Below are 24,211 nucleotides of genomic sequence, written 5' to 3' on the forward strand. Positions count from 1 at the left end.
AGGGCGGTGCCGGCGTCCCCGTGACGGCCTCGACGAGGCCGTCACGGGGACGCTGCACGTGCCCCCTCATCCGCGTGGAGGAGGGCCTGCGAGCGGACCGTCGCCCCGCGAGATGCGGTCCAGCAGGGGCGCCGCCCAGGCCGGGAGGGCGGATGCCGGCGGGCGGGGCGGGCGGGGGTCCGCGGTGATGCCGATGCCGCCCGCCTTGTCGCCGTAGACGTACCGCTGCGACCACCCCAGCCAGGAACGGACGAACAGGTTCGCGCTCCACGCCAGGGCGAGAGCGCCGCGCTGCTCCGGCAGTTCGTACCAGTAGCTGGTGAGCACCACGGCGCGGGAGACCGCCTCGTCCGGGTCGGTCGGACGGGAGTCGGCGGTGAGTCCGGCGGCCAGCACCGACGCCGCGAACCGGTTGTCCGCGAGCAGCCCGCCGCTGTCGCAGACGACCGCGTCCAGCAGGTCCGCCGGGAGGTCCACGGCGGCCCGCTCCAGCCGCTCAAGCAGCTCGGGCAGGCCGGGATCGGCGGCCGACTCCAGTCCGGGGATCACCCGCAGGTCGGCCGGCAGCCGCTCGTCCGCCGTCCGGGCGGCCAGCAGGTGGAGGTACGCCAGCGCGCGCAGCGCCTGCCACCGGCAGAGGGTGTCGAGGAGCGCGACCCGGGAGCTGCGGAAGGCGAGACGCACCGGCCAGTCGGCCGCCCGCACCTCGTTCCCGAGCGCCAGCAGCTCCGCCGGCACCGGGGCGGGGAAGACCCGGCTCTGGCCGGGGTCGTAGGACGGTTCGGCGCGGTAGCCCGGCCAGCCGGGTGCGGGGTTCTGGGGTGTGGGGCCGGGGCTACTCATTCACCTCGTCCGCCTTCGGGGTCCGCCATTTCGCCGCATCCTTGCCGTCCCGCGGAGTGATGTAGTTGGAGAGGTCCTCCGGGTCGATGTGGTACGCGTGGATCATATGGTCCTGGCGGATGATCGCCACCGGCCTGCTCGGGTCGAGGCTGCGGTCGATGATGATGCGCGCCCCCGACTCCGCGTCGACGTAGTTGGCCGGTGATTGCAGATGGCCCCGCAGGTACTTCTCCAGTTTCACCTCGTCGCCCCCGATGCCCTCCAGATAATGGTTCGACTTGCCGCTCTCCGCCTCGTTGAGCTGGTGGTCGACGCCCTGCGCCGCCCGGGTGCTGTCCGAGTAGGGGGCCAGCCCGAAGGGGTCGCACCACTGGAGCGGGTCGGCGACGTACGCCACGGGGTTGGGGGCCGCCGCCAGGCCCAGCGGATCCGGGCTCAGGTAGCGGGCGGTCTCGGGGTCGTAGGTGCGGAAGTAGTTGTGGTGCAGGCCCGATTCGGCGTCGAAGTACTGGCCGGGGAAGCGCAGCGGGGTGTACGCCGTGGCGTCCCGGTTCCAGGCCGTGGAGCCCCACAGCGTGGACCGGCTGCGCCAGGCCAGTTCCCCGCGTTCGTCGACGAGTTCGGTGGGCGCGCCCACCAGGTCGGTGACGATGGCGTAGAACCGTTCGTCCACCACTTCCTGGTCGGCCGTCAGGATCCGTTCCGTCTGCGCGAGCGGATGCAGGCCACGGTGGTCCCAGGTCATGGCGATCCCGTGGGGCCCCTCCGCCGACGTACTCGTCTGCTCGCACAGCACGGTGCCGTCCCAGGTGAAGACGGTGCGCTCGGCCACCTCCAGGCCGTCGGGCGTCATCCGCTCCTTGGCCGTGCGCCGCCCCAGCGGGTCGTACGTGTACCGCCAACGCGTCCCGTCCGGGGTGGTGACGGCCGTGATGCGGTCCTCGGCGTCCCACTCGTAGCGCCAGGTGTCGGGCTTGCGCGAGAGCCGGGCCTTCTGGCGGAGCACGACCCTTCCGAGCTCGTCGTACTCGTGGCGGACCCTGCCCGCGCCGATCAGCCGGGTTCCCTCGTAGGTGCGCGGGCCGGTGGCGTCCTGGCCTCCGGGATGGGAGCCGGGCCACGACGCGGAGCTCTGGTTGCCCGCCGCGTCGTACGCGTACCGCTCCGTCCAGTTCTCCGCGTGTACGGCCGTCACCCGGCCCCGCGGGTCGAGGTCGAAGCTGCGCGGGCCGGCCAGCAGGTCGTCGACGCCGGTCAGGCGTCCGTCGGACCGGTAGGTGTACCCGCGGCGCTGTACCACCGCCTGGCCGGTGCCGGTCAGCTGCTGCTCCACGAGCCGGCCGGCCTCGTCCCACGTGTGGGCGAGGGTCAGGGTGTCGCCGTAGGCACGGCTGAGCTCCTGGCCCGCCGCGTCGTGCGTGAAGCCGATCCGGCGGCCGGCGGTGGTCAGGGCGTTGTGCCGGCCGGCGGCGTCGTACGACCAGGCGGCGGTGGCGCCCGTCGGGGTCGTTCGTCCGGTGCGGCGGCCCGCGGCGTCGTAGGTGTGGGTGAGCGTCCGGCCGTCGACCGTCTCCTGAAGCAGGCGGCCCGCCCGGTCACGCAGCCGGGTCAGCACACTGTCTCCGCGCACCGCGACCGCGATCCGGTCGAAGACGTCGTACTCGTACGTCGTCACCGTGCCGCCCGCGTCCTTGCGGACGGCATGGCCCAGGGCATCGCGCTCGTACGTGATCCGCTGCCCGAGGGCGTCGGTGCGGCTGACGAGCCGGCCCGCCGGGTCGTAGGCGTAGTCGAGCGTCCGGCCGTCAAAGTCGGTCTCCCGGACGAGCCGGCCCGCCGGGTCGTAGGCGTACTCCCAGGTCATGCCCTGCGGGTTGCGGACCTCCGTCAGTCGCAGCTCGGCGTCGTACGTGTACTCATGGCGGGTGCCGTCGGCGTCGGTCCGGGCGGCGAGCAGGTCGAAGTGGGTGTACTCGAAGCGGACCGTCGCGCCCTCAGGGTCCGTGCGGGTCAGGCAGTTGCCCTCACCGTCATACGTCCACGAGCGCCGCCCGCCCTCCGGGGTGCTCCGGTGCAGCGGCTTGCCCTCGACCGTCCACGCCATGCGCGTGACCGCGCCCAGCGGGTCGGTGACCGTCGTGGCCCGCCCGAAGCCGTCCCGCTCGTACGTCGTGGTGCCGCCGAGCCGGTCGGTGACCACGAGCGGCAGTCCGGCCTGGTCGGTGCGGACCTGCGTCACCTCGCCCAGAGGGTCGGTGACGGTGGTGAGACGGCCCCGCTCGTCGTGGCCGAATCGGGTGACCGTCCCGTCGGGGCGGCTGACCGAGGTGCGGTTTCCGCGCTCGTCGTAGGTCTGGTGGACGACCGAGCCGTCCACCGAGACGATTTTCACGGGCAGGCCGAGGTCGTTGTACTCGGCCCGCGCCTCGCGGCCGTCGGGCCGGACGTAGGAGACCAGACGCCCCATGTCGTCGTAGGTCGTGCGGGTGGTGTGGCCCAGAGGGTCGGTACACGCGATCTGCCGGCCCCGGCTGTCGTACTCGTATCGGGTGACCGCGCCGAGGGGGTCGGTCTCGGCGACGACTCGGTACCGGTCGTCGATCAGGTAGCTGCGCGTGTGCCCGGCGGCCGTGGTCGTCCGCGTCACCCGGTGGCCGGTCCGCGGGTCCGCCTCTTCGTAGCGGAAGGTGAGAGCGATGTGGCCCGCCTCGCCGGCCTCGGCGACGCACCGGTCGAGGCCGTCGTAGGCGTACTCGTAGCGGCGGCCGTTCGTGTCCGTCCAGGAGGTGATGCGGGCGCGGTCGTCGTAGGTGAACCGCAGCGGCAGCCCCGAGGAGTTGGTGACCTCGACCAGGTTCCCGTCGGTGTAGCCGTACGCCATGATGCGCGGGCCCCCGGACAGGTGCAGGGCGGTGATCCGCCCGTCGGCGGTCTCGAAACGGAGGTGGTAGCCGCCGGAGTGGGCGATGCCCAACGGCGTGCCGTGCTCGTCGTACTCGAAGGTGACGAGGTTGCCGTTGCGGTCCTCCAGCTGGGCGATCGGCGCTGTACCGTCCTCGTCGCCGTCCGCCGGCGGGGTGAAGCGCAGGATGTGCCCGCCGGCGGGGTCGGTCAGCGTCCAGTCGCCGTCCGGGGTGCGCTCCAGCGGGCGCCGCGGGGCCGATGCGGACACCGGCAGCACCGGGATGCCGGGCGCCGGATGCGGATAGGCGACGAGGAGACCGTCCTCGGAGACCAGGACGACGCCCTCGGCGTCGATCTCCAGGTGCTGGTCGATCGTGGAGGCCCAGGTCGGACCGAACCAGCGGCCGGCCGTGTAGCCGGACTCCGCGCGGCGCTCGAACGCGAACGGGAGGGTGCCGGGCAGGACGACGTCGGTCTGTGGCAGGTACATCCGGCCGGTGGCCAGGTCGACGGGGTCCGTGCCCTCACTGGACTTGTCCCCGTCGGGCCGCTCACCGTGGTGCGGGCCCTTCCCGTCCACTTCGCTGCGGCCCGGTCCCTTGCCGTCGTCGAGATGCCGGGCGGCCGAACCGGCCTTCTTCGCCGCGCCCAGGCCCTTGGAGCCGATGAGTTCGGGGAGGAGCTTGCCGACGCCCTCGGAGGGGTCCTTCATGAACTCGTCGAGCATCTGCTTGCCCGCGCCCATGGGGTCGTTGGCCATGGTGACCAGGCCCGCCGCCGTCGAGTTGAGGTTCATCACGTACTCGGCCGGATGGGTCAGGTTGTACGGGTCCGTCGGGTTGAGCGCCCGGGCGAAGTTCACCAGGCCCGCCGTGCCCTTGAGGACACCGCCCGTCAGGTGCGTCTTGGCGAGCTCGAGGTAGTCCAGGCCGTCCTCGAGCTGCTCGGCGTACGAGGGCTTGGGCGGGGCCGCGTCACGGGCCGCGCGGACCGCCGCACGGGTGGCCTCGGCGACGTCGTTGCGCTGCTTGCGGGCCGTGTCCAGCTTGTCCTGTGCGGCGGCTGCCATCGGCTTACCCGGGTCGGTGAAGTTCTCGGACGGGCGCGGCGGAAGGACGTCCTTCTTCGCCGTCACCGCGTCGTTGTAGGCGTCGACCTGCTTGTTGTACGCGTCGCGGGCGTCGTTGGAGGCCTTCTTCGCCCGGTTGTAGTCCTCCAGGGCCTCCTTCGCCTGCGTCTGCGCCCACTCCACGGTGTCCGCGAACCGGTTCATCGCGTCGGCGGCCTTGCCGAACGCCTCGGCCGCCTTGAACCAGAGCGGCGGCTCCTTCGCGATGGCGTCCCGGAAGGCGTCCGCCCCCTCGCCCTTCAGGCCGTCGCTCTGCAGGGCTTTGATGCCGTTGCCGACCAGGGTGAAGGAGAGCTCGAAATCGCTCAGGTGCGAGACCTGCGCACGGATCTTCGAAACGCTGCCGTAGACGAGCTTCTTCGGGTCCTCGGTCTGGCCGAGTTCCAGCTCGGCGACGTCCGCGCCGAGCTGGTTGGCGGCCGAGCGGCTCTTGTCGCGGATCCAGTCGCCCGCGTCGTCGAGGCCGACCTTCTCCGCCGCGCCGGCGACCTTGTCACCGGTCCACTCGATCGCGTCGCCGACGTCCTCGACCCGGTCCTCGGCCCAGTCCTCGACCGAATCCGGTACGAAGTCCCGCCACCCCATCAGCTACCGCCCCCGTCGCCCTTGGCCTGCTCCACCAAGTCCTTCAGCGAGCCGATCTTGCCGGTGGAGGTCACCGTGTCCTTGGTGTCCGACCACGTCTGCTCGATGCCCTGCCGGCTCTTCTCGAACGACTCCAGGCTGTAGTCCGGCTTGTAGACATCGGCCCGGAAGATGTCGCCCCAGTCCTTGTTCTCGATCTCGTCCTCACTGGCGTGCGGATTGCCGTATGCGGCGTTGGCCACCACCTTGAAGGATCCCTCGATGTACTGCTCCTCCTCCCACATCGTTCCGGCAGCGATGCCGAGCGAGCGGGCGAGGGTGCTGGCGTTCTGGACGAGGCTGCGCACGCCCCACTCCCAGCGTTCGCAGAAGTCCTCGAAATCGGTGGCCAGACCCATGTGTCCGGCTTCCATGCCTGTCATCGACAGATCACTGAAACCCGCGCCCTGCGAGGCCCCCGCCGCATCGCTGGACTCGCGCAGCTCCGCGATCGCGCCCCGCAGGCCCTTCTGGATGCCCGCGACGGCAGCCGGCGAGATCTCCAGGTCCGAGTTGCCCGCCATCAGACAGCCGCCTCGTGATCGACGTCCACCGCGTACGCGTCCGCGACGATCCCCGCGACCGGCGGGAACAGCATCGAACCGTCCTCGTCCGCGACGTTGACGGCCACACCCGCCGGTTCCTCGGCCATCGGGACCACCGCATCGACCAGCCTGGCGCCCAGAATGGACAGGTACTCCCACTCCTGCCCAGCGGCGCCGCGCGCCTGCGCGAACCGGGCCAGCGCCTCCTCGTCCGTGAACGCGTACAGCCAGCGGATCCCGCCCGACACGGCGGACATCAGACCGCCGTCGGCACCCTCCGCGAGCGGGGCGAGCAGCACGGCCCGGCGGAACTCGCCCACCAGACGCGCCGGGTCCCCCCGTCCATCCCGATATGCGGCGATCTCGGCTGCCAGTTCCATGGCGTCCCCCAGCTTGGTCGGCGTCCCAGAAAAGAAACGCTGTTGAGGCCCCGGACGGTTCCTTTCGGCCCTCATTCCTGTGACATCTGCGCTACGAGCGACGCAAGCGCTGCGTCCGGCTGATCGTCACGACAACCTGAACACTGCTTGTTCCGGGGCGAATCCCGTGCGAGCATCCCGCACCGCGGCTCCGGCCGCCACGGTACCCGCCGGGGGACGTGCTGTGCGCGGACGGGTGGCGGGTGGAGCGCACTCCCTTCACGGGGGTGCGGCCGGCGGACATCCTCGACGCCGTCGGCGTGCGCTCGCCGGCGCGGCGGTCCGCTTCACCTGCTTCGACGGCGCCTACAGCGAGAGCCTCACCCTGGAGCAGGCGCGCCGTTCCGACGTCCTGCTGGCGCTGAGCATGCAGGACAAGCCCCTCACCCACGAGCACGGCGGACCGGTCCGCCTCTATGTGGCCCCGATGTACTGGCACGGCCAGGCCGACGAGTACATCCCCACCCAGGGCACCGTGGAGTACCGCAAGCAGGTCGAGCGGACGATGGGCGGCGCCAAGAAGGTCGACGACTTCTACCGCCTCTTCCTCGCCCCGGGCACGCCGCACTGCGGCCTCAACAACGGCAGCGGCGCCACCGTCGACGACCTCGGTGCCCTGCGGACCTGGGTCGAACACGGCAAGGCCCCCCGGACCCTGCCCGCCACCCTGCGCAACGCCTCCGGCGAACAGATCACCCGCGACCTGTGCGGCTACCCGCAGGTGTCCCGCTACGACGGCCACGGCGACCGGACCGCCGCCTCCAGCTTCCGCTGCGTGTCCCCGGCCCGCCCCTGACCGAACCCCCGGCAGCCCGCTGCCCCGTACCGGCCCGCGCCTTCTCGGTGCGGGCCGGTACGGATGAGGGACACGGCGCCCTGCTACCCGGCGCCCTGCTACCCGGCCCCCGTGCGCGTCACGGTGCCGCGGGCGGTGATGACCTCATCGCGCCTCCCGCGCGTACGGCGCGACCGTGATGCGGTCGATCAGGGGTGCGTAGCGGGAGCGGAGCAGTACGCCGGGGAAGGTGTCCGACGCGTAGCTGGTGCCGTCGAAGTTCGGCAACTCCTCGGAGCCGAACGCGATCGTGTTCTGCCCCTTCTTCAGGTGCACCGGGACGGTCAGCTCCCAGAAGTTGTTGCGGTGGAAGCTGTGCGGGAAGCCGACGCGCCGTATCTCGCCGCCGTTGACGGTGATGTCGGCGTGGCGGGCGAGCGGGTCCGGGTTGTAGTGGGTGGCCTCGGACTGTTCGGGGTTGGAGTAGCGGACGCGCAGCGCGTACAGGCCGGCCCGGTCGGCGTCGACGGTGAACGTCGCGGTGTTGCCGTTGCCCGGTTCACCGCCGATACCGGTGATGGCCGTGGCGTCGGTGGCCAGGGAGAGCGGGGTGAGCGCGGCCGAGCCGGCGAGCCTGGCGTCCTGCGCCTCGTACGTACGCACGGGGAGGGCGCCCTCGGTGGGGGTGACCGTGAGCCGGTCCACGAGGGTGGCGGACGAACCTCCGGTCACCGTCACCTTGTTGACGCCTCCCGAGAGGGAGACCGCCACACTGTTCCTGCCCGGGGACACGTGCAGGACATCGTGCCCGTTGACGGCGAGCCGGGCGTTCGCGCCGCCGAGGGTGTCGACCTTGAGGGTGGCCTCGCGGTCGGCGGGTGAGGAGACCCAGAACGTGGCGGCCTGGCCCTTCGTGAGCCGGACCGCGCCCGAGCCGGTGGCGGGGGCGCCGGCCTGCTTCGGCAGCGCGTACGTGGGCTGCGCCCCGCCGTCCAGCCAGGCCAGCTCGCCCTCGTACACCTGGGTGGCGGCCGAAGCCTCGGGAAGGGAGAGGACGAGGCGGTCGACGATGGCGTCGCCCCGGGTGGCGCGCTTGCCGTCGGCGCTCTTCGCGGCGAGCGTCAGGGTGTGCTTGCCCTTGGTGAGGTGGACCTTGGTGTCGGCGTGGTCCCACACCACCCACTTGTAGCCGAGCGGCAGGTGCACCTCCTGCTCGCCGTCGGCCTTGCCGTCGACGCGCAGGAAGACGTTGGTGGGGCCCTGTTCCCTCACCTTGTCGAAGGTGTTGAGGGAGTTGGCGAAGACACTCAGGTCATACGTGCCGTCCTCGGGAACGTCCACGGTGAAGTCGAGCGTGAGGTCCGAGCCGGTGCGCAGGCCGCCCACGTCGTAGCCGCCGGAGGTGTAGAACTTCGACACGTCCCGGGGCGAGCCCTCCGGGCCGTTCTTCGAGTAACCGGACCCGGTGTGGGCGGCGTTCTCCGCCTCGTACGACGCCTTCCAGCGCGAGGACGGTGACTGTGTGCCCGTCGCCTCTCCGGCCGGGCTGAGGACGATCTCGTACGCCGAGGACTCCTTCAGCCTCGGCAGTCCGCCGTCGCCGAAGTCGACGACGACCGTGCCGTCGTCACCGACCCGCACGTCCTGCTCCGCGAGCAGCTGCGGCCCGGGGGAGTCTCCCAGCTGGCCACTCCACTCGATCTCGCGGACCCAGGCGTGCACCCGGTCGCCGAAGAGCTCCTTCGGGACGTCGCCGAAGGTGATGTGGCCCTTGCCGGTGGACCCGCCGAAGAGCAGCCGGGCCTGCTTCTTCTTCTCGTCGAGCGTGGCGATGCCCTGCATGGTGTAGTTCTCGCCGGGGAACGGCGGGGCCACCTTCACCGTGTGCCCGCTCATCGAGGCGTACGAGTTGAGCAGCCACCACTGGCCGTTGCCGCGGTTGGACTGCACCGCGGAGTCGGAGAGGTTGCCGTCGATGTTCCAGTACGCGATGTCGGCGTCGACCTTGGACTCCTCGATCGCGGACACCCACTGGATCATCTGGCCGGGGACCGAGGTGTGGTAGTTGAAGGCGTACTCGTTGATGTTGATGGGGAGTTGGGTGCCCGCGCGGTCGGTGCCCTTGAAGAGGTCCTTCTCCCACGCCCGGTACGTGGCGACGCTCTCGCGTACCGCCTCCGGGTGGCTCAGCTCATGCCAGGTGATGACGTCCGGGAGGGTGCCGGCGGCCAGGGTGTGCGTGAGGAAGCCCTTCACCTGGTCGAAGAGGATGCTGGTGTTGGGGCCCGCGATGCGGGCGTCCGGCATCCTGCTCCTGATGAGGCGTTGGAAGTCGTCCCACGCGGCGAAGTAGTCGTCCGGGTCGTTGAGCCAGCTGACCCTGTTGTAGCTCCACTCGCCGGTGCCGAACATGTTGCCCTCGGGCTCGTTGAACGGCACGAAGACGACGTTGTCCTGGTACTCCTTCGGCAGCCGCAGGACCTGGTCGACCTGCTTGACGATCTTCTCCCGGTAGAGCCTGAGCTTCTCCTCGGGGGTGTCACCCGGCCACTGGTACGGGAAGCCGCGGTGGATGTCGGTCATGTAGATGTACACGTCACCGTCGGTGGAATCGGCCAGCGGCACGACCACCTCCAGCGCGTCGGCACCGGGGTGCTGCGGGCCGTCCTGCGCTTTCGTGGAGACCGTGCGCAGGCCCATGCCTTCCATGAGGTTGTTGGTGGGGACGTCCGGTCCGTACACGCCGTAGAGGGTGCCGGAGGCGCCGCCGTGGAACGCGCCGGTGTCCGAGCCGAGATCGACGGTGAGCTGCCCCTCGCGGACGACGGTGACGGTCGCCTTCACCGCACGCCCGGCTGCCGTGCCCGCCACGGTGAACGTCCCGGGCCGGGCGTACCTGTCGGCCGGCACGGCGTCCCAGGCGACCGGTGTGTCGCGGTCGTAGCCGTCGGAGAACGAGGAGCGGACGGCGGCGGGCAGGGAGGGAGCGGTCCCGGTCGTCGTACGGACCTCGAAGGACGTCTGCGAGAGCTCCTTGACGACCGGCAGGGTCCCTACCGTGCCGGCCACCTGCTCGGGGCTGAGCGCCGCGTGCCACACGGTGAAGTCGTCGATGGCGCCCTTGAACAGGGGGTCCGGGTAGAAGGACTTGCCGATGTAGCCGGCGGCCGTGGCCGAACTGTCCAGCAGCTCCTTGGCCTTGATGCCGGTCGCGGCTGAGGAGACCGCCACGCCGTCGAGATAGGTGGTGACCCGGCCGGCGGTGGTGTCGAGGGTGACGGTGACCGTCCGCCACTGGTCCGCGGGAAGCATCGCGTACCCGCGGGTCTGCGCCTCCGCGCCTCCTCCGCCGGTGGTCACCGAGGTCTGCAGCACGCCGCCGCCGTTGGACGGGGTGGCGAAGAGGTACTTCGTGTTGTTGCTGCCCAGATCGAAGATCCGCTGCCAGGACGACGTGTCGCCGCCCCACTTGACGCGTGCGGACACGGTCAGGTCGCTCGCGTTGCCCACCACTTCGCGTGGCAGGCGGATGTGCGCACCCTGGGAGGTGGGTGCCCCGCCCGGCAGGGCGAGCGCCCTGCCTCCGTCGGTGCCGGTGACGGCCCGGGCGGTGGATCCGTTGAGCAGGCTCGCGGTCAGACCGTTGCCCGAGCTGTCGGTGATCTTGCCGGAGGCGAGGTCGTCCTGGTCGAAGGTGTAGTGGGCGGCGGGCCGGGGTGCGTCGGCCGCCTGCGCCGGCGCGGCGGGTGCGGCCAGCAGTCCCGCGCCGAGAGTCAGGGCCACGGCGGCCGAGCCTCGGCGCCGGGCGGATCCGTCAGCGGATGGCATGGATCGCGTCCTCAATCCTGAGTCAGGGGTTCCGGTCGGCCCTCCTCGGCCGGCCGCTCGTCCATGTGCCGTTCCGCGCGGAGAGTCGGCGGAGAGTCCGGGGAGGTGTACGTCGAACCGGTTCGGTCAGATGCGCTCCAGGGAGGCGGGAGGGCGTTCCCCGCTCGGGGAAGGGTGCGGATCGGGCCCGGGCCCGGGGGCACTTACCCTGTCGGCTCGCCGGAAGGATCGCTTCATCGAACCGGTTCGGCGAAGCTAGCACCGGGGAACGCGGCCAGCAATCCCTCGGTCATGAGGAAATGACGCTGTCCTGAGGGGTTTTGACGAGGTGCGTCCAGGGTGTTGACATGCGTTCGGGTAGTTCCTACCTTCGCTTCACGCGAACCGGTTCGATGACCGGCCTTCGTCTCTCGCCCCATCCAGTGCATGACCGCCCCATCCAGAGCGTGACGACCGGCAGGTGCCCCCTCCTCCGAGGCGACGCGCCCGAGGTGTCGAACCGGTTCGAGTAAGGAGTCGCCGTGAACATCGGTGAGATCGCCCGGCGGGCCGGTGTCTCGCGGAGCACCGTGTCCTACGCGCTGAGCGGCAAGCGTCCGGTCTCCGAGGACACCCGCAGGAAGATCCAGCAGGTCGTCGACGAGCTGGGCTACCGGCCCAGTGCCAGCGCCCGCGCCCTCGCCAACGGCCGGACCAGCACGCTCGGTCTGGTCTTCCCGCCCGCCGGGAACCACTACACGGGCATGCAACTGGACTTCATCGGCAGCGTGGTGGAGGCCGCCGCGGCCTACGACTACGACGTGCTGCTGTCCCCCAGCGGCATGGACAGCGATCGTTCCTTCCAGCGACTCCTCGGAGAGCGGCGGGTCGACGGCGCGATCATGATGGAGATCCGGCTGGAGGACGACCGGGTGGACCATCTGGCCGCGGTGGGCTTCCCCTTCGTCGCCATCGGTCGTACCGCCCGTCCCGAGGACGGCTGGTGGGTGGGGCTCGACCACACCGCGCTGGTGGAGGCGTGCGTGCACCATCTGGCAGACCTCGGCCACCGCCGTGTGGCCTTCGTCAACCGACCCGAGCAACTGCTGCGGAGCGGGTACGAGTCCGCGCACCGGGGTCTGGACGGCTTCACGAAAGCCGCGGCCGAGCGTGGGCTGACGGTCCGGACGTACTGCTGTGGGGACGACCCCGCCTCGGGCCAGAAGTGTCTGGAACGGATCCTGCACGACGAGCCGGCCACCACGGCCCTGGTCACGCTGAACGAGGCCGCGCTGGGCGGTCTCTACCGGGGCCTGGCCGAGGCCGGCCGCCATGTGCCACGCGACTTCTCCGTCACCGGCGTCGTGGCCGCCCGCTGGGCGGAGACGGTGACCCCGCAGCTCACCGCGGCGGACGTACCGGCGGCGGAGTTGGGCCGTCTCGCCGTCGACCTCCTGGTGGAGCGGCTCGACGACCCCGGCGCGCCGCCCCGGCACCACCTCCTCGTGCCACCCGTCTCCCTGCGGGCCAGTACCGGGCCCGTCGGCGCCACACCGGCTGGGGACGCCGGGCTCCGCACCACGCCCTGACCACACCCCACGCGAGCTTCTTCACACCACCGGACGCCCGAACCGCCCACCCGCGCCGTTCGGCATGCCCGCACTCTCCCCCTGCTCACCGCCCTCGGCACCCGCATGCCCCAGACATAAGGAACCCGCGATGAACAGCTCCTCCAGAAAGCGCCCCCTGAAGGCCGCGGCCGTGACCGCCCTGGCTGTCGTCCTCGGTGTCACCGGCTGTGGCTCCGGTTCGGGCGGCGCGGGGGCGAAGGCGGCGGACGACGGCACGTACACCGTCTGGGACCCCTACCCGCAGTTCGCCAAGGGCTCGGCATGGGGCAAGCTGCTCGACTCCTGCGGTGCCAAGGCGGGCGTGAAGATCAAGCGGACCGGCTTCGACACCAGCGACCTGGCGAACAAGGCGCTGCTCGCCGCGCAGCAGGACAACTCGCCGGACGTCCTCATCGTCGACAACCCGGTGGTGTCCACCCTGGCCGAGGCGGGTGTCCTCACGACCACCGACGACAACAAGCTCGACACCTCGGGCGTGGACCCCAACCTGCTCGAGGCCGGCCGGTCGGGAGGCAAGACCTACGGCACTCCGATCGGCGCCAACACCCTCGCCCTCTACTACAACAAGAACGTCCTGAAGGAAGCCGGGGTGGACATCACCTCGGTCAAGGACTGGCCGTCCCTGACGGCGGCGCTGGCGAAGGTCAAGAAGGCGGGCAAGAAGGGCATCACGTTCTCCGCGATCGGCACGGAGGAGGGCAGCTTCCAATTCCTGCCGTGGTTCTGGGGATCGGGCGCGAAGCTGACCGATCTCGACTCTCCCGCGGCCGTCTCCGCCCTGACCCTGTGGAAGGACTGGCTGGCCGAGGGGTACGCCCCCAACTCCGTGCTCAACAACACCCAGACCACCAGCTGGCAGGAGTTCGCGACCGGCGACTACGCGTTCGCCGAGAACGGCACCTGGCAGCTCGCGAACGCGAAGAAGGCGGGCTTCGACTTCGGTGTCCTGCCCATCCCCGGCGCCGACGGTGGCGCCGCCGCGGCCCCGACCGGCGGCGAGTTCGTCACGCTCCCGGTACAGAGCGAAACCGGCCGCTACGCCACCACGCAGAAGCTGGCTGCCTGTCTGACCAGCACCCAGAGCCTGTACGACACCGACACCACCCTCTCCTACGTCGCCCCCACCACCGAGGTACAGAACAAGCAGGTGGCGGCCGACCCCGAGCTCGGGCCGTGGGTGGCGGCGGTCAAGGCGGCCAAGGGCCGTACCAGCGACGACCTGGGCACCAAGTACCCGAAGATCTCGGAGCAGTTGTGGTCGTCCGTCCAGTCAGCGCTCAGTGGCTCGAAGTCTCCCAAGGACGCACTTTCCGCCGGCCAGTCCGCCGTCGAATAGCCGAAGTCCAGGTCCTGTTGATGAGCCACACGACAGAAGCGACGCGCCGTCGGGCCGAGCCCGACCGCGGCGGAGCGACACCCGTCGCACCTCCCCCGACGCGTCGCCGGCCCCACTCCCCACAGTGGGCCGCCTGGGCCTTCCTCGCCCCGGTGACCCTCTACCTCGCCCTCTTCTACGCCTATCCGCTCTACCGCAACATCGACCTGAGCCTGCGCGACTACACCGTCCGTTCCTTCGTACGGGGCGACGCCCCCTTCGCGGGGCTGGAGAACTACAGGACCGTTCTCGACGACCCGACCTTCCTGCCCGCCCTGCTCCACACCGCGCTGTTCACCGTCGCGTCCCTCGCCTTCCAGTACGCCATCGGCCTGGCCCTCGCGGTCTTCTTCCACCAGCACTTCCGGCTCTCCGCCACCCTGCGGGCCCTGTTCCTCGTGCCCTGGCTGCTGCCACTGATCGTCTCGGCGTCCACCTGGTCGTGGATGCTCAACAGCGACTCCGGCATCGTCAACGCCGCACTGCACGCCGTGGGCATCGACCCGGTGAACTGGCTGACCTCCCCGACCTGGTCGCTGACCTCGGTGATCATCGCGAACATCTGGATCGGCGTCCCGTTCAACCTCGTCGTGCTGTACAGCGGCCTGCAGTCCATCCCGGCCGGTCTGTACGAGGCCGCGGCCCTGGACGGAGCAGGCGCCTGGCGGCGGTTTTGGAGCATCACCTTCCCGCTGCTGCGTCCGGTGTCCGCGATCACCCTGCTCCTGGGTCTTGTCTACACGCTCAAGGTCTTCGACATCATCTGGATCATGACCAAGGGCGGCCCGGCGGAATCCTCCACGACCTTCGCCACCTGGTCCTACCAACTCGGATTCGGCAACATGCTGCCCGCCTTCGGCCCGGGCGCGGCCGTCGGCAACCTGCTGGTGGTCGCCGCCCTGGTCTTCGGCCTGGTGTACATACGGGTGCAGAGAAAGCAGGCTCTGTCATGATCCGAAGCAACACGCGTACGTGGGGAAAGACAGCCGTCGGTCTCCTCCTCACCGGGATCATGCTCTTCCCGGTCTACTGGATGCTGAACGTGTCGTTCACCCGCGACCAGAACATGCGCAAGAGCCCACCGGACCTCTTCCCCGTCCACGGCACCCTGGACGGCTACCGCACCGTCCTCGCCGAACAACTGCCCTACCTGGGCACCAGCTTCGTCATCGGCCTGGGCACCGTCGCCCTGACCGTGGCCCTGTCCGCCCCCGCCGGCTACGCCCTGGCCAAGCTGCGCCCGCGCGGCGGCGGCGTCCTCGGCTTCGTCCTCCTGGTCGCCCAGATGATCCCCGGCATCATCATGGCGATGGGCTTCTACGCCATCTACCTCAGCCTCGGCCTGCTCCAGTCCGTCCCCGGCCTGATCGTCGCGGACTCCACCCTGGCCGTTCCCTTCGCGGTGCTCATCTTCACCGCGTTCATGTCCGGCATCCCCGGCGAACTGCTGCAGGCGGCGAAAACGGACGGCGCCGGGCCCCTGCGCACCTTCTGGTCGATCGTCCTGCCGATGAGCCGCAACGCCGTCGTCACGGTGTCCCTGTTCGCGTTCCTGTGGTCCTGGTCCGACTTCGTCTTCGCCGGCACGCTGGTCAACGGCGGTCCGCACGAGCCGATCACCCTCGGCATCTACCACTACATCGGCAACAACAACCAGGAGTGGAACGCCATCATGGCCACCGCGGTCGTGGCCTCCCTGCCGGCCGCGGTCATCCTCGTCCTCGCCCAGCGCTATGTCGCCGCCGGCGTGACCGCAGGTGCGGTCAAGGACTGACCCCTCCACCGCTCCATCCCCTCGCCCCGGCCGTGCCGTCCGTCCGACGGAGGGCCACCCCTGCCCGAGAAACGAGTGACATTTTCATGACCGCCGACCGATCCGGCCCGGCCTTCTCCGTCCACGACATTCCGTTCAGCACCTACGGATCATGGTTCGACATCTCCCCGGTGGTGGCGGAGAAGATCCGGGCCGAGGACCTCCACCTCGTCTCGCACCAGAACGGCATGCACGCGGTGCTGAGCCTCGTACCCCTGGACGCCGCGACGGGCGGGCGAGCCGAGACCCGCGTGGCGGCGACCCCGGGCCTGCTGAGCTGGATCGGCGCCGCCGGCCGTGTCGATCTCGCCTACGAGTCGCCGGACACGGTACGCCTGCGTGGTGCGGGAGTGCCGCTGTGCGTTTCCGCGGCGGCCCCGACGCTGACCCCGTTCAGCGGCACCTACTTCTTCCACGACGCGGCCACCGACGCTCACGTGTTCACCTCGTACGAGACCGGTCGCCGCTACCGCGTCACCGTGCTCTCCGGCACGGTGACCGACACGTTCGGCAGCCAGGCCCTGGGCAGCGGTGACCGCGGCCTCACCGTCGCCGCCGACGGGGACGACCCGTGGGAGATCGCGATCGAGGAACTCGACACCGCCCGCCCCGCGTACGCCCGGGCGGCAGTCTTCGACAAGATCGTCGAAGCCACGCGGAACTCCTTCACGGACTTCGTCGACACGGTGGCCCCCTGGCGCTCGTCAGCCACCCCGGCCGCCGAACTCGCCGCCTACGTCGTGTGGTCCGCCACCGTCCACCCGGCGGGGCTCGTCACCCGGCCGGGCGTCCTCATGTCCAAGCACTGGATGGACAAGGTCTGGAGCTGGGACCACTGCTTCAACGCCCTGGCCCTGGCACCGGGACAACCCGAACTCGCCTGGGACCAGTACCACTTGCCCTTCGACCACCAGGACGGGACCGGGGCGCTGCCCGACTCGGTCACCCACTCCGAGGTTCTCCGCAACTTCGTCAAACCGCCCATCCACGGCTGGGCGTTCGGCCATCTGCGGCGTCGGCTGGGCACGCCCCCAGGCCCGGCGGAACTCGCCGAGACGTACGACAGGCTGACCCGCTGGACGGACTTCTGGCTCACCGCACGACGCGCCCCCGGCGCCGCCCTGCCCCACTACCAGCACGGCAACGACAGCGGCTGGGACAACGCCACCACCTTCGACCCCGAACGCGTGGTCGTCACCGCTGACCTGGCCGCCTTCCTCGTCCTCCAGCTCCGCGAACTCGCCGAGCTGGCAACATATTTGGACAAGCCGGATGAGGCCCGCCGGTGGACACGGACCGCCGAGGCGACGCAGGCGGCGATGCTCGACCAGCTCTGGAGCAGCGACCGGTTCGTCGCCCGGGGAGTCGACAGCGGCACCACCTGGCACAGTTCCAGCCTCCTCGACCTGATGCCCATCGTGCTGGGCGAGCATCTGCCGGACGATGTCAGCGGCGTGCTGGCCGCCCGCATCGAGGCCCACCTGACCCCGCACGGACTGGCCACCGAACTGCCGACCTCACCGCACTACCTCCCCGACGGCTACTGGCGCGGCCCGATCTGGGCCCCCGCCACGATCCTCATCGAGGACGGGCTGCGCCGCGCCGGTCGGCACCGGCTGGCGGACGAGATCAGCGCCTGCTTCCGCGCCCTGTGCGAGAACCACGGCTTCGCCGAGAACTTCGACGCCCTGACCGGAAGGGGCCTGCGGGACCGCGCCTACACCTGGACCGCAAGCAGCTACCTGCTCCTCGCCGAAGCACACATACGCCGCAGCGGCGACTGATGTCGCCCCTCCCGCGCCCGCGCCCGCACCCGCGCGTGCCAGGCAGCAGGCAGAAACCGACTGTGACACCAGCTGATGGAACTGCTGACCCGGGTGCAACAGGCGTAGCGCCGCTCCACGCGTCTTTCTGCCGCGCGCGCCGTCGAGGTGACACCACTCAGCCCCTGGGACTCTCGTCCTTCGGTGGGAAGTCGCCGTGACGGTGGACGAGCCGCCACTGGCCCTGTTCGGCGCGGTAGAGGTGCGTCACCCGGATGGCCACCGCTCGTCTGGGCCCACCGTCGACAGAGACTTCGCCGCGTTCGTAGCCGACGGTGTAGGCCAGCTCGGTGCCGGCGTGGACAACCTCGAATTCTGTGCGCATGTCGCCGTCGGAGAAGCGGCCGCCCACCCAGCGGAAGGTGTCGCGGAGAGCGGGCCAACCGGTCCGGGAGGGTCCGAAGGCGCCGAACAAGCTGACGTCGTCCGACTGGGACCACATGGCGAGGAACGGTTCGGGGTCTCCCTGGTACATCGCATCGTTCGCGGCCCGCTGCCGCTGGAGGGTCTGCTCGGTGAAGTCCTCGACACTGCTCATTCGTCCAGAATGACCGGCGCCGCCACGGCATCGCCACTTTTGCCACGAGCACGCTCGAAGTGGCCGGCTGTGGTGCTCGGCCATACGGGCGAATCTCCGGAAAACACCCGGCAGGCGTGGCGGCCACCAGCCCCGGGCGGCCCGGCCGCCCGGCGGCCGGGGCTTCGCGGCGGCCGGGGCCGGAAGGCCGCCGCCGGCTCAGCGGTGGAAGACGGTCACCCCCTCGACGATCGTCTCGTCGACCGACGCCTCCTTGATCTCCTCCACCGGAACGGCGAACAGGTCCCGGTCGATCACCACCAGGTCCGCGTACTTGCCGACGGTCACCGCACCCCGGTCGCCTTCCGCGAAGTTGGCGTAGGCGCTGCCCCACGTGTACGCCTCGATCGCGGCGGCCAGGTCGATCGTCTGCCCGGGCACCCACGAGTCGCCGCCGTCCGGCGCGCGGCGGGTGACGGCGGTGTAGAGGTGGGCGAGCGGGTTCATCTCGGCGACGTTCCAGTCGCTGGAGAAGGCGAGCTTCGCACCCGCGTCTCGCAGACTGCGGAACGCCCAGGCGTGCGACCAGCGGTGCTCGCCGACGCCTTCGGCCCAGTCCTTGCCGGGACCGGCGACGTCCGGCGCGCAGTGCCGCGGCTGCATGCAGGCGACGACGTCGAGCGCGGCGAACCGGCCGACGTCCTGCGGGTGCAGACACTCGACGTGCACGAGCTGGTGGCGGGCGTCGCGGGGCCCGTTGGCGGCGCGCGCGGCCTCGTGGGCGTCGAGGGCGGTACGGATGCCCCGGTCGCCCGTGGCGTGCGTGAACGTCTGGAACCCTCGCCGGTCCAGCTCGGTCAGCACGTCCGCGAACTCCGTGGGCTCGTAGAACGTACGCCCCCGGTTCCCGGGCTCGTTGGCGTACGGCTCGAACAGCGCGGCCGTGTGGGGCTCGATCACGTCGTCGATGTAGAGCTTGAGCGGACCGACACGGAACCGGTCGTCGTCGAACCGCTTGGCGCACCGCTCGAACTCGTCGAGCTCCTCGGCGGTCGTCCCGCGCGGATGGAACAGGGCGGCGATGATCCGCGAACGCAGTCGGCCCTCGTCTCGGGCCCGTTCGAAGAGGAAGAGGTCGTCGGGGGAGTTCTGCGGCTCGACGACGGTGGTGAGGCCGTTCTCCGCGGCCATGTCGAGCGAGGCGCACAGGCGCTTGTACCGGCGCTCCTCGCTCGCCCAGGGCAGGAACTCGGCCAGCGCGCGCTGGCCGCGGCGGGCGAGGCCGAGCACGGCGAACCCGGTGACGAACCCGGTCGGTTCGCCGGTGACGGGATCCTTCTGGACGACTCCCCACGGCAGCCGCTCGGTCTCCCGGGTGATGCCGAGGCGTCGGAGGGCTGCCGTGTTGAGCCAGACGCTGTGGACGTCGTAGGTGAACACGAGAGCGGGCCGGTCGCCGGTGACCGGGTCGAGGTCGGCGGCGGTGGGCATACGGCCCCCGGGGATCGCCCCGTAGTCGAACGCCTCCGCCTCGATCCACTCGGCGTCCGGGTGCGCGTCCGCCCATGCCCGGATGCGGGCGTGCACCTCCTCCAGGGTGTGGGCCCCGGCGAGCTGCACGCTGTCGGAGTCGGAGCCGAGGCGGACGTGGTTGTGCGCGTCGACGAAGCCCGGGAGCAGCATGCGGCCGCCGAGGTCGCGTACGTCGGTCTTCGGTCCGGCGAGCGCGGAGATCTCGGCATGCGTGCCGACGGCGCTGATCCGGCCGGCGGTCACGGCCACGGCTTCGGCGCGCGGGAGGTCCGGGTCGACGGTATGGACGCGGGCCCGGGTCAGGATGAGGTCGGGTGCGGGGCGCACGGGAGCTCCTTCGGATCATCAGAGGGGGACAGGGGACGGGGACGGGGGTGACGGGGGAGGGGCGCCGTGCGGGGGTCAGCCGGTCGAGGCGACACCCGCGGCACCGCCCGACCCGCCGGGGAGCGCGTTCCCCTCGGTCGCCGTGGCCGCCGTGTCGAACCCGTCGAGGACCCGTCGGGCCTCGGAGGCGTCGGGGGAGGGGTCGGTCTCCGATGCGTCGAGGGACGGCCCGGCGTCCGGCGCGGGACGGCAGGCCATCAGGCACACGGCGCTGACGGCCGCCATGCCGGCGAAGGCGAGTGCGACGGGAACCCAGGAGTTCCCGAAGGAGGAGTACAGCCAGGTCGTCGCCGCGGGGGCCAGGGTGCCGAGCAGGCCGGCGGTCTGGAAACTCATGGACAGGCCCGTGTAGCGGACGCGGGGCGCGAACCATCCCGAGGCGAGGGTGCCGAGAGAGGCGTACGCGATCGTGCTGGCGAGCATGGGCAGGCACATGGCGAGCCACAGGCCGGTGACCGAGCGGGTGTCGGCGAGCCAGAACATCGGGAAGGCCGCGACCAGGTGCAGCAGGACACCGATGAGCGTGACCCGGCGCAGGCCGTAGCGGTCGGCGAACAGCGCGCTGAGCGGGGTGCACACGATCACGACGACCGAGGCGGCGGTGCCGGCCCCCGCGGCCTGGGCGTCGCTGAAGCCCAGCTCCGTGACGGCGTAGCTCGACATGAAGGTGACGACGATGTAGTAGCCGCCGACGGTGATGAGGAACGCTCCCGTCGCCAGCAGCCAGGTCTTCCAGGCGTGCCGCAGCACGCTGATCACGGGGGCGGTCTCCTTGCCCCGGCCTGCCGGGCCCGCGGACTCCTCGGCTCGCCGGGCGGCCTCGAACTCGGGCGACTCGTCCATCGAGCGGCGGATGACCAGACCGACGACGACGAGCACCGCGGACAGCAGGAACGGGACGCGCCAGGCCCAGGTCGCCAGCGCGTCGTGCCCGAGCAGCGCGATCAGGGCGAAGACGCCGGTCGACATGAAGTAGCCGACGCCGTCGCCGACCTGCGGGAAAGAGCCGAAGAACGCCTTGCGGCGCGGCGGCGCGTGCTCGACCGCGAACAGGACGGCCCCGCCCCACTCGCCTCCCACGGCCAGTGACTGGATCATCCGGATCAGCACGAGGAGCAGAGGCGCGAGGACGCCGACCTGGCTGTACGTGGGGAGCAGACCGATGCACACGGTGGCGGCGCCCATCAGCGTCATCGACCAGATGAGCGCCTTCTTGCGGCCGTGCCGGTCGCCGATGTGGCCGAAGAGGATGGCGCCCAGCGGGCGGCCGAGGGCCCCGACGAACAGGGTCGCGAAGGACATCACGGTGCCGAGGGCCCGGTTCATCTCGGGGAAGAAGAGCTCGGGAAACACGAGTGCGGCGGCGGTGGCGTAGATGCCGAAGTCGTACCACTCGACGCTCGTGCCGATCATCGAGGCGGTGGCGATCTTCCAGGGCCCTGAGCGGCGTGGCGCCCCGGCGGCGGGGGCTGCGGTGCCCGTGGACTGGCTCATGCGTGGCTCCTTGGGGGAACATCGATTGGGTTCCGTGTGGACCCAAAAACGATGGGGCGACGCTAGGGCTGCCTCGATGGGCTGTCAATAGGGTTCGACTCGATCCCAATAGGCTGGGCCGGACGGAGCGGAACGGAATCCGAGGCGAGGGGCAGGCCATGGGCGGGACGAGCGCGAACCGGAACGACGACGCGGGCAAGCGGAGCGCCGAGACGGCGAACGGCGCCGCGGCCAGGCAGGCGCCGTCGCACGCCGTCGTGGCCGAGGCTCTGCGCCAGCGGATCGCCCTCGGCGGATTCGGCCCAGGGGACAGGCTGCCGACCGAGCGGGAACTCGCGACGGTCTTCGGAGTCGGCCGCAACACGGTGCGCCAAGCCGTACGGGAACTCGCCGACGAGGGCCTCGTCGTCACGACCCTGGGCCGCTCCGGCGGCACCCGGGTCGCCCCGGCGCCCGCGGGCGGCCGCGGCGGCCGGGCGGCGATCGCCGCCGGTATCCGCGCCTCGCTGCGCGACTACATGGAGTACCGCCAGGCCATCGAGCCGTTCGCGGCCCGCCTCGCCGCCGAGCGGGGCGGAGCGGCGGCCCGGCGCAGGCTCGTCGAGATGCTGGACGCGAAGGTCGCCGATCTCGGGGAGTACCACCGCGTGGACACCCGCTTCCATCTCGGCGTCGCCGAGGCCGGCGGCAACGAGGTGCTCGCGGGGGCCGTCACGCGGGCGCGCACCGAGATGTTCGTGGCCGGCAACGCGCTCTGGCTGGGTTCCGACTGGACGCCGGTCTATCCGACCGACCGGGACTTCGGGGGCGCGTTCCGCGAAGAGCACGAGGCGATCGCCCTGGCGGTCCTGTCGGGTGACGGCGACACCGCCGAGCGCCGGATGCGTGAGCACCTCCAGGAGTCGCACCGCCAGTTCCTGGTCCTCCTGGATCAGTTCGCCTCGACGTCCGGCTGACTCCTCTCGCCGCGCCCTGCGGCGGCGCGACCCGGTTGACGAGCGCTCGGGCGGACGCCTAAGGTCCGAATTGGGTCCGCTTCAGATCCATTAATCGCTCGTTCCGACAGGAGCCTCCGTGCACGCTTACGACGAGGACCTCACCCAGCAGGTCATGGGCCATCTCCTTGACCGGCTCCGCCTCGACCCTCCGCCGCTGGGCCGGCTCGGCGAGCACGAAGAGCTCGCCCTGGCGCTGAAGGACGCCATCGGCACGCGGCCGCGCCGCCCGGCGGACGTGCTGCGGACCTACACGGACGCCATGGAGCCGACCGTCGTGTCCTGCGATCACCCCGCCTTCCTCGCGTTCATTCCCGGCGCGCCGACCAAAGCCGCCGCGCTCTTCGACATGGTCGTCTCGGCCTCCTCGCTCCACGGCGTGTCCTGGCTGGAGGCCTCGGGCGCCGTCGCCGCCGAGAACCAGGTGCTGCGCCTCTTCGCCCACCTGGCCGGCATGCCGCAGAGCGCGGGAGGATGCTTCGTCAGCGGCGGTTCGGCCGGCAACCTCTCCGCACTGGTCGTGGCCCGGGACACCGGCAGGCGCCGGCTCGGCCTGGCGGCGACGGCCCCGGTGAGGATCGCGGTCAGCGACCAGGTCCATTCCTCCGTCGGCAACACCCTCCGGATCATCGGCGTCGAGCCGCTCGTCGTCCCGACCGCGGACCACCGGCTCACCGGCGCGGCCCTCGCCGCGGCGCTCGACACGGCGTCGTCCGACGGCGGCGCGCCCGTCGTGGCCGTCGTCGCCACCGCCGGCACCACCAACGCCGGCATCATCGACGACCTCTCCGGCGTCGCGGAGCAGACCCGGGCCCGCGATCTGTGGCTGCACATCGACGCCGCCTACGGCGGCGCGGCCCTGTTCGTACCGGAACTCCGCGAGCGCCTGCGCGGCATCGAGCACGCGGACTCGCTCGTCGTCGACCCGCACAAGTGGATGTTCGCGCCGTTCGACTGCGGGGCGCTCCTCTACCGGGAACCGCGCCTCGCCCGTGCCGTACACACCCAGGACGCGTCCTATCTCGACGCGATCCACGGCGCGGACGGCGCGGACCACGACGCGGACTGGAACCCCAGCGACTACGCCTACCACCTGACCCGGCGGCCGCGCGGCCTGCCCCTGTGGTTCTCGCTCGCCGTCCACGGCACCGACGCCTACCGGGACGCCGTGGCCCGCGGCGCCGAGATCGCCCAGCACACCGCCCGGCTCGTCGAGGCGACCGAGGGCCTCGAACTGCTCCGCGAGCCCGAGCTGACGGTCGTCCTGATCCGGCGCGCCGGCTGGCGACCGGAGGACTACTACGCCTGGTCCAAGCGCCTCCTCGCCTCCGGGCTCGCGTTCGTCACGCCCAGCGTCTGGGAGGGTGAGACCGTCGCGCGTCTGGCCTTCCTCCACCCGGGCATCACCGAGGAGACGGTCGAATCGATCGTCGACTCGCTCGTCCGCGAGGTCTGACGGACCTGTGTCCGCGCTCACGGCGAAGGTGTGCGCACGCGTGATGCCCTCGGCCAAGGCACCTCGACCGAGGACGTCACGCGTGCGGCCCGGGCGGTCCGCCAGGTCCGGCCGTCCGCCAGGTCCGCCGTCCGGCCGTCC

The 24,211-nt window shown here is 71.1% G+C and carries 15 protein-coding genes and 1 pseudogene; 8 read left to right on the top strand and 8 right to left on the bottom strand.

The window, feature by feature from the left end; all coding sequences use genetic code 11:
* Positions 1 to 66: 66 nt before the first annotated feature.
* From J7E93_RS18870 to J7E93_RS18885, 4 genes are read right to left on the bottom strand one after another with little or no spacing between them, the layout of a single operon-like run.
* Positions 67 to 843, bottom strand: a complete 777-nt coding sequence (locus J7E93_RS18870) for a hypothetical protein (protein WP_215070974.1) — start codon at positions 841 to 843, stop codon at positions 67 to 69.
* Positions 836 to 5,461: a putative T7SS-secreted protein gene (locus J7E93_RS18875; RefSeq protein ID WP_215070976.1), complete on the bottom strand. Its 4,626-nt coding sequence runs from the start codon at positions 5,459 to 5,461 to the stop codon at positions 836 to 838. Before J7E93_RS18875 ends, J7E93_RS18870 begins: the two co-directional genes overlap by 8 nt.
* The gene (locus J7E93_RS18880; protein ID WP_215070978.1) at positions 5,461 to 6,024 is read right to left on the bottom strand and encodes a hypothetical protein; all 564 of its coding nucleotides are present in this window, start codon (positions 6,022 to 6,024) and stop codon (positions 5,461 to 5,463) included. Before J7E93_RS18880 ends, J7E93_RS18875 begins: the two co-directional genes overlap by 1 nt.
* On the bottom strand, positions 6,024 to 6,425 hold the full coding sequence (locus tag J7E93_RS18885) for an SseB family protein (protein ID WP_215070980.1): 402 nt from the start codon (positions 6,423 to 6,425) through the stop codon (positions 6,024 to 6,026). Before J7E93_RS18885 ends, J7E93_RS18880 begins: the two co-directional genes overlap by 1 nt.
* 215 nt (positions 6,426 to 6,640) lie before the next feature.
* Between J7E93_RS18885 and J7E93_RS38385 the strand changes: the two are divergent.
* A pseudogene (locus J7E93_RS38385) lies at positions 6,641 to 7,260 on the top strand (tannase/feruloyl esterase family alpha/beta hydrolase); the annotation flags it as partial.
* A 144-nt stretch (positions 7,261 to 7,404) separates the two neighbouring features.
* Here the strand turns inward: J7E93_RS38385 and J7E93_RS18900 are convergent.
* Entirely contained in the window at positions 7,405 to 11,067 is a 3,663-nt protein-coding gene (locus J7E93_RS18900) for a LamG-like jellyroll fold domain-containing protein (RefSeq protein ID WP_215070982.1), read from the bottom strand.
* Positions 11,068 to 11,588: 521 nt separating this feature from the next.
* Here J7E93_RS18900 and J7E93_RS18905 point away from each other — a divergent pair.
* The 5 genes from J7E93_RS18905 (at position 11,589) to J7E93_RS18925 (ending at position 17,649) form a co-directional block, all read left to right on the top strand.
* Positions 11,589 to 12,635, top strand: coding sequence for a LacI family DNA-binding transcriptional regulator (locus J7E93_RS18905; protein WP_215070984.1), 1,047 nt, complete (start codon positions 11,589 to 11,591; stop codon positions 12,633 to 12,635).
* Positions 12,636 to 12,765: 130 nt separating this feature from the next.
* Positions 12,766 to 14,013 (top strand): extracellular solute-binding protein, encoded by a 1,248-nt coding sequence (locus J7E93_RS18910; protein WP_215070986.1) that lies wholly within the window; start codon positions 12,766 to 12,768, stop codon positions 14,011 to 14,013.
* Between the two features lie 20 nt (positions 14,014 to 14,033).
* Positions 14,034 to 15,005, top strand: coding sequence for a carbohydrate ABC transporter permease (locus tag J7E93_RS18915; protein ID WP_215070988.1), 972 nt, complete (start codon positions 14,034 to 14,036; stop codon positions 15,003 to 15,005).
* Positions 15,002 to 15,826, top strand: coding sequence for a carbohydrate ABC transporter permease (locus tag J7E93_RS18920; RefSeq protein ID WP_215070990.1), 825 nt, complete (start codon positions 15,002 to 15,004; stop codon positions 15,824 to 15,826). Before J7E93_RS18915 ends, J7E93_RS18920 begins: the two co-directional genes overlap by 4 nt.
* A gap of 86 nt (positions 15,827 to 15,912) precedes the next feature.
* Positions 15,913 to 17,649 carry an amylo-alpha-1,6-glucosidase gene (locus tag J7E93_RS18925; protein ID WP_215070992.1) on the top strand — a complete coding sequence of 579 codons (1,737 nt, stop codon included), beginning with the start codon at positions 15,913 to 15,915 and terminating at the stop codon, positions 17,647 to 17,649.
* 157 nt (positions 17,650 to 17,806) lie between these two features.
* Here the strand turns inward: J7E93_RS18925 and J7E93_RS18930 are convergent, their stop codons facing one another.
* From J7E93_RS18930 to J7E93_RS18940, 3 genes are all read right to left on the bottom strand, one after another.
* On the bottom strand, positions 17,807 to 18,226 hold the full coding sequence (locus J7E93_RS18930) for a DUF4440 domain-containing protein (protein WP_215070993.1): 420 nt from the start codon (positions 18,224 to 18,226) through the stop codon (positions 17,807 to 17,809).
* A gap of 198 nt (positions 18,227 to 18,424) precedes the next feature.
* Positions 18,425 to 20,065: an amidohydrolase gene (locus J7E93_RS18935; protein WP_215070995.1), complete on the bottom strand. Its 1,641-nt coding sequence runs from the start codon at positions 20,063 to 20,065 to the stop codon at positions 18,425 to 18,427.
* A 75-nt stretch (positions 20,066 to 20,140) separates the two neighbouring features.
* On the bottom strand, positions 20,141 to 21,619 hold the full coding sequence (locus J7E93_RS18940) for an MFS transporter (protein ID WP_215070997.1): 1,479 nt from the start codon (positions 21,617 to 21,619) through the stop codon (positions 20,141 to 20,143).
* A 158-nt stretch (positions 21,620 to 21,777) separates the two neighbouring features.
* On the opposite strand from J7E93_RS18940, the gene J7E93_RS18945 reads away from it, so the two are divergent.
* Positions 21,778 to 22,575, top strand: a complete 798-nt coding sequence (locus tag J7E93_RS18945; RefSeq protein WP_215070999.1) for a FadR/GntR family transcriptional regulator — start codon at positions 21,778 to 21,780, stop codon at positions 22,573 to 22,575.
* Between the two features lie 118 nt (positions 22,576 to 22,693).
* Complete coding sequence (locus J7E93_RS18950) at positions 22,694 to 24,070, top strand: aspartate aminotransferase family protein (RefSeq protein ID WP_215071001.1); 1,377 nt, start codon at positions 22,694 to 22,696, stop codon at positions 24,068 to 24,070.
* Positions 24,071 to 24,211: the final 141 nt, after the last annotated feature.

The organism is Streptomyces sp. ISL-36 (genome assembly GCF_018614205.1).
In the GTDB taxonomy this organism is placed as follows: domain Bacteria; phylum Actinomycetota; class Actinomycetes; order Streptomycetales; family Streptomycetaceae; genus Streptomyces.

Excerpts from the sequence above, each read along its gene's own strand:
- J7E93_RS18885 (WP_215070980.1), bottom strand. The coding sequence starts at position 6,425 with ATGGAACTGGCAGCCGAGATCGCCGCATATCGGGATGGACGGGGGGAC.
- J7E93_RS18900 (WP_215070982.1), bottom strand. The coding sequence starts at position 11,067 with ATGCCATCCGCTGACGGATCCGCCCGGCGCCGAGGCTCGGCCGCCGTG.
- J7E93_RS18880 (WP_215070978.1), bottom strand. The coding sequence starts at position 6,024 with ATGGCGGGCAACTCGGACCTGGAGATCTCGCCGGCTGCCGTCGCGGGC.
- J7E93_RS18870 (WP_215070974.1), bottom strand. The coding sequence starts at position 843 with ATGAGTAGCCCCGGCCCCACACCCCAGAACCCCGCACCCGGCTGGCCG.
- J7E93_RS18920 (WP_215070990.1), top strand. The coding sequence starts at position 15,002 with ATGATCCGAAGCAACACGCGTACGTGGGGAAAGACAGCCGTCGGTCTC.
- J7E93_RS18875 (WP_215070976.1), bottom strand. The coding sequence starts at position 5,461 with ATGGGGTGGCGGGACTTCGTACCGGATTCGGTCGAGGACTGGGCCGAG.
- J7E93_RS18945 (WP_215070999.1), top strand. The coding sequence starts at position 21,778 with ATGGGCGGGACGAGCGCGAACCGGAACGACGACGCGGGCAAGCGGAGC.
- J7E93_RS18910 (WP_215070986.1), top strand. The coding sequence starts at position 12,766 with ATGAACAGCTCCTCCAGAAAGCGCCCCCTGAAGGCCGCGGCCGTGACC.
- J7E93_RS18940 (WP_215070997.1), bottom strand. The coding sequence starts at position 21,619 with ATGAGCCAGTCCACGGGCACCGCAGCCCCCGCCGCCGGGGCGCCACGC.
- J7E93_RS18925 (WP_215070992.1), top strand. The coding sequence starts at position 15,913 with ATGACCGCCGACCGATCCGGCCCGGCCTTCTCCGTCCACGACATTCCG.
- J7E93_RS18915 (WP_215070988.1), top strand. The coding sequence starts at position 14,034 with ATGAGCCACACGACAGAAGCGACGCGCCGTCGGGCCGAGCCCGACCGC.
- J7E93_RS18930 (WP_215070993.1), bottom strand. The coding sequence starts at position 18,226 with ATGAGCAGTGTCGAGGACTTCACCGAGCAGACCCTCCAGCGGCAGCGG.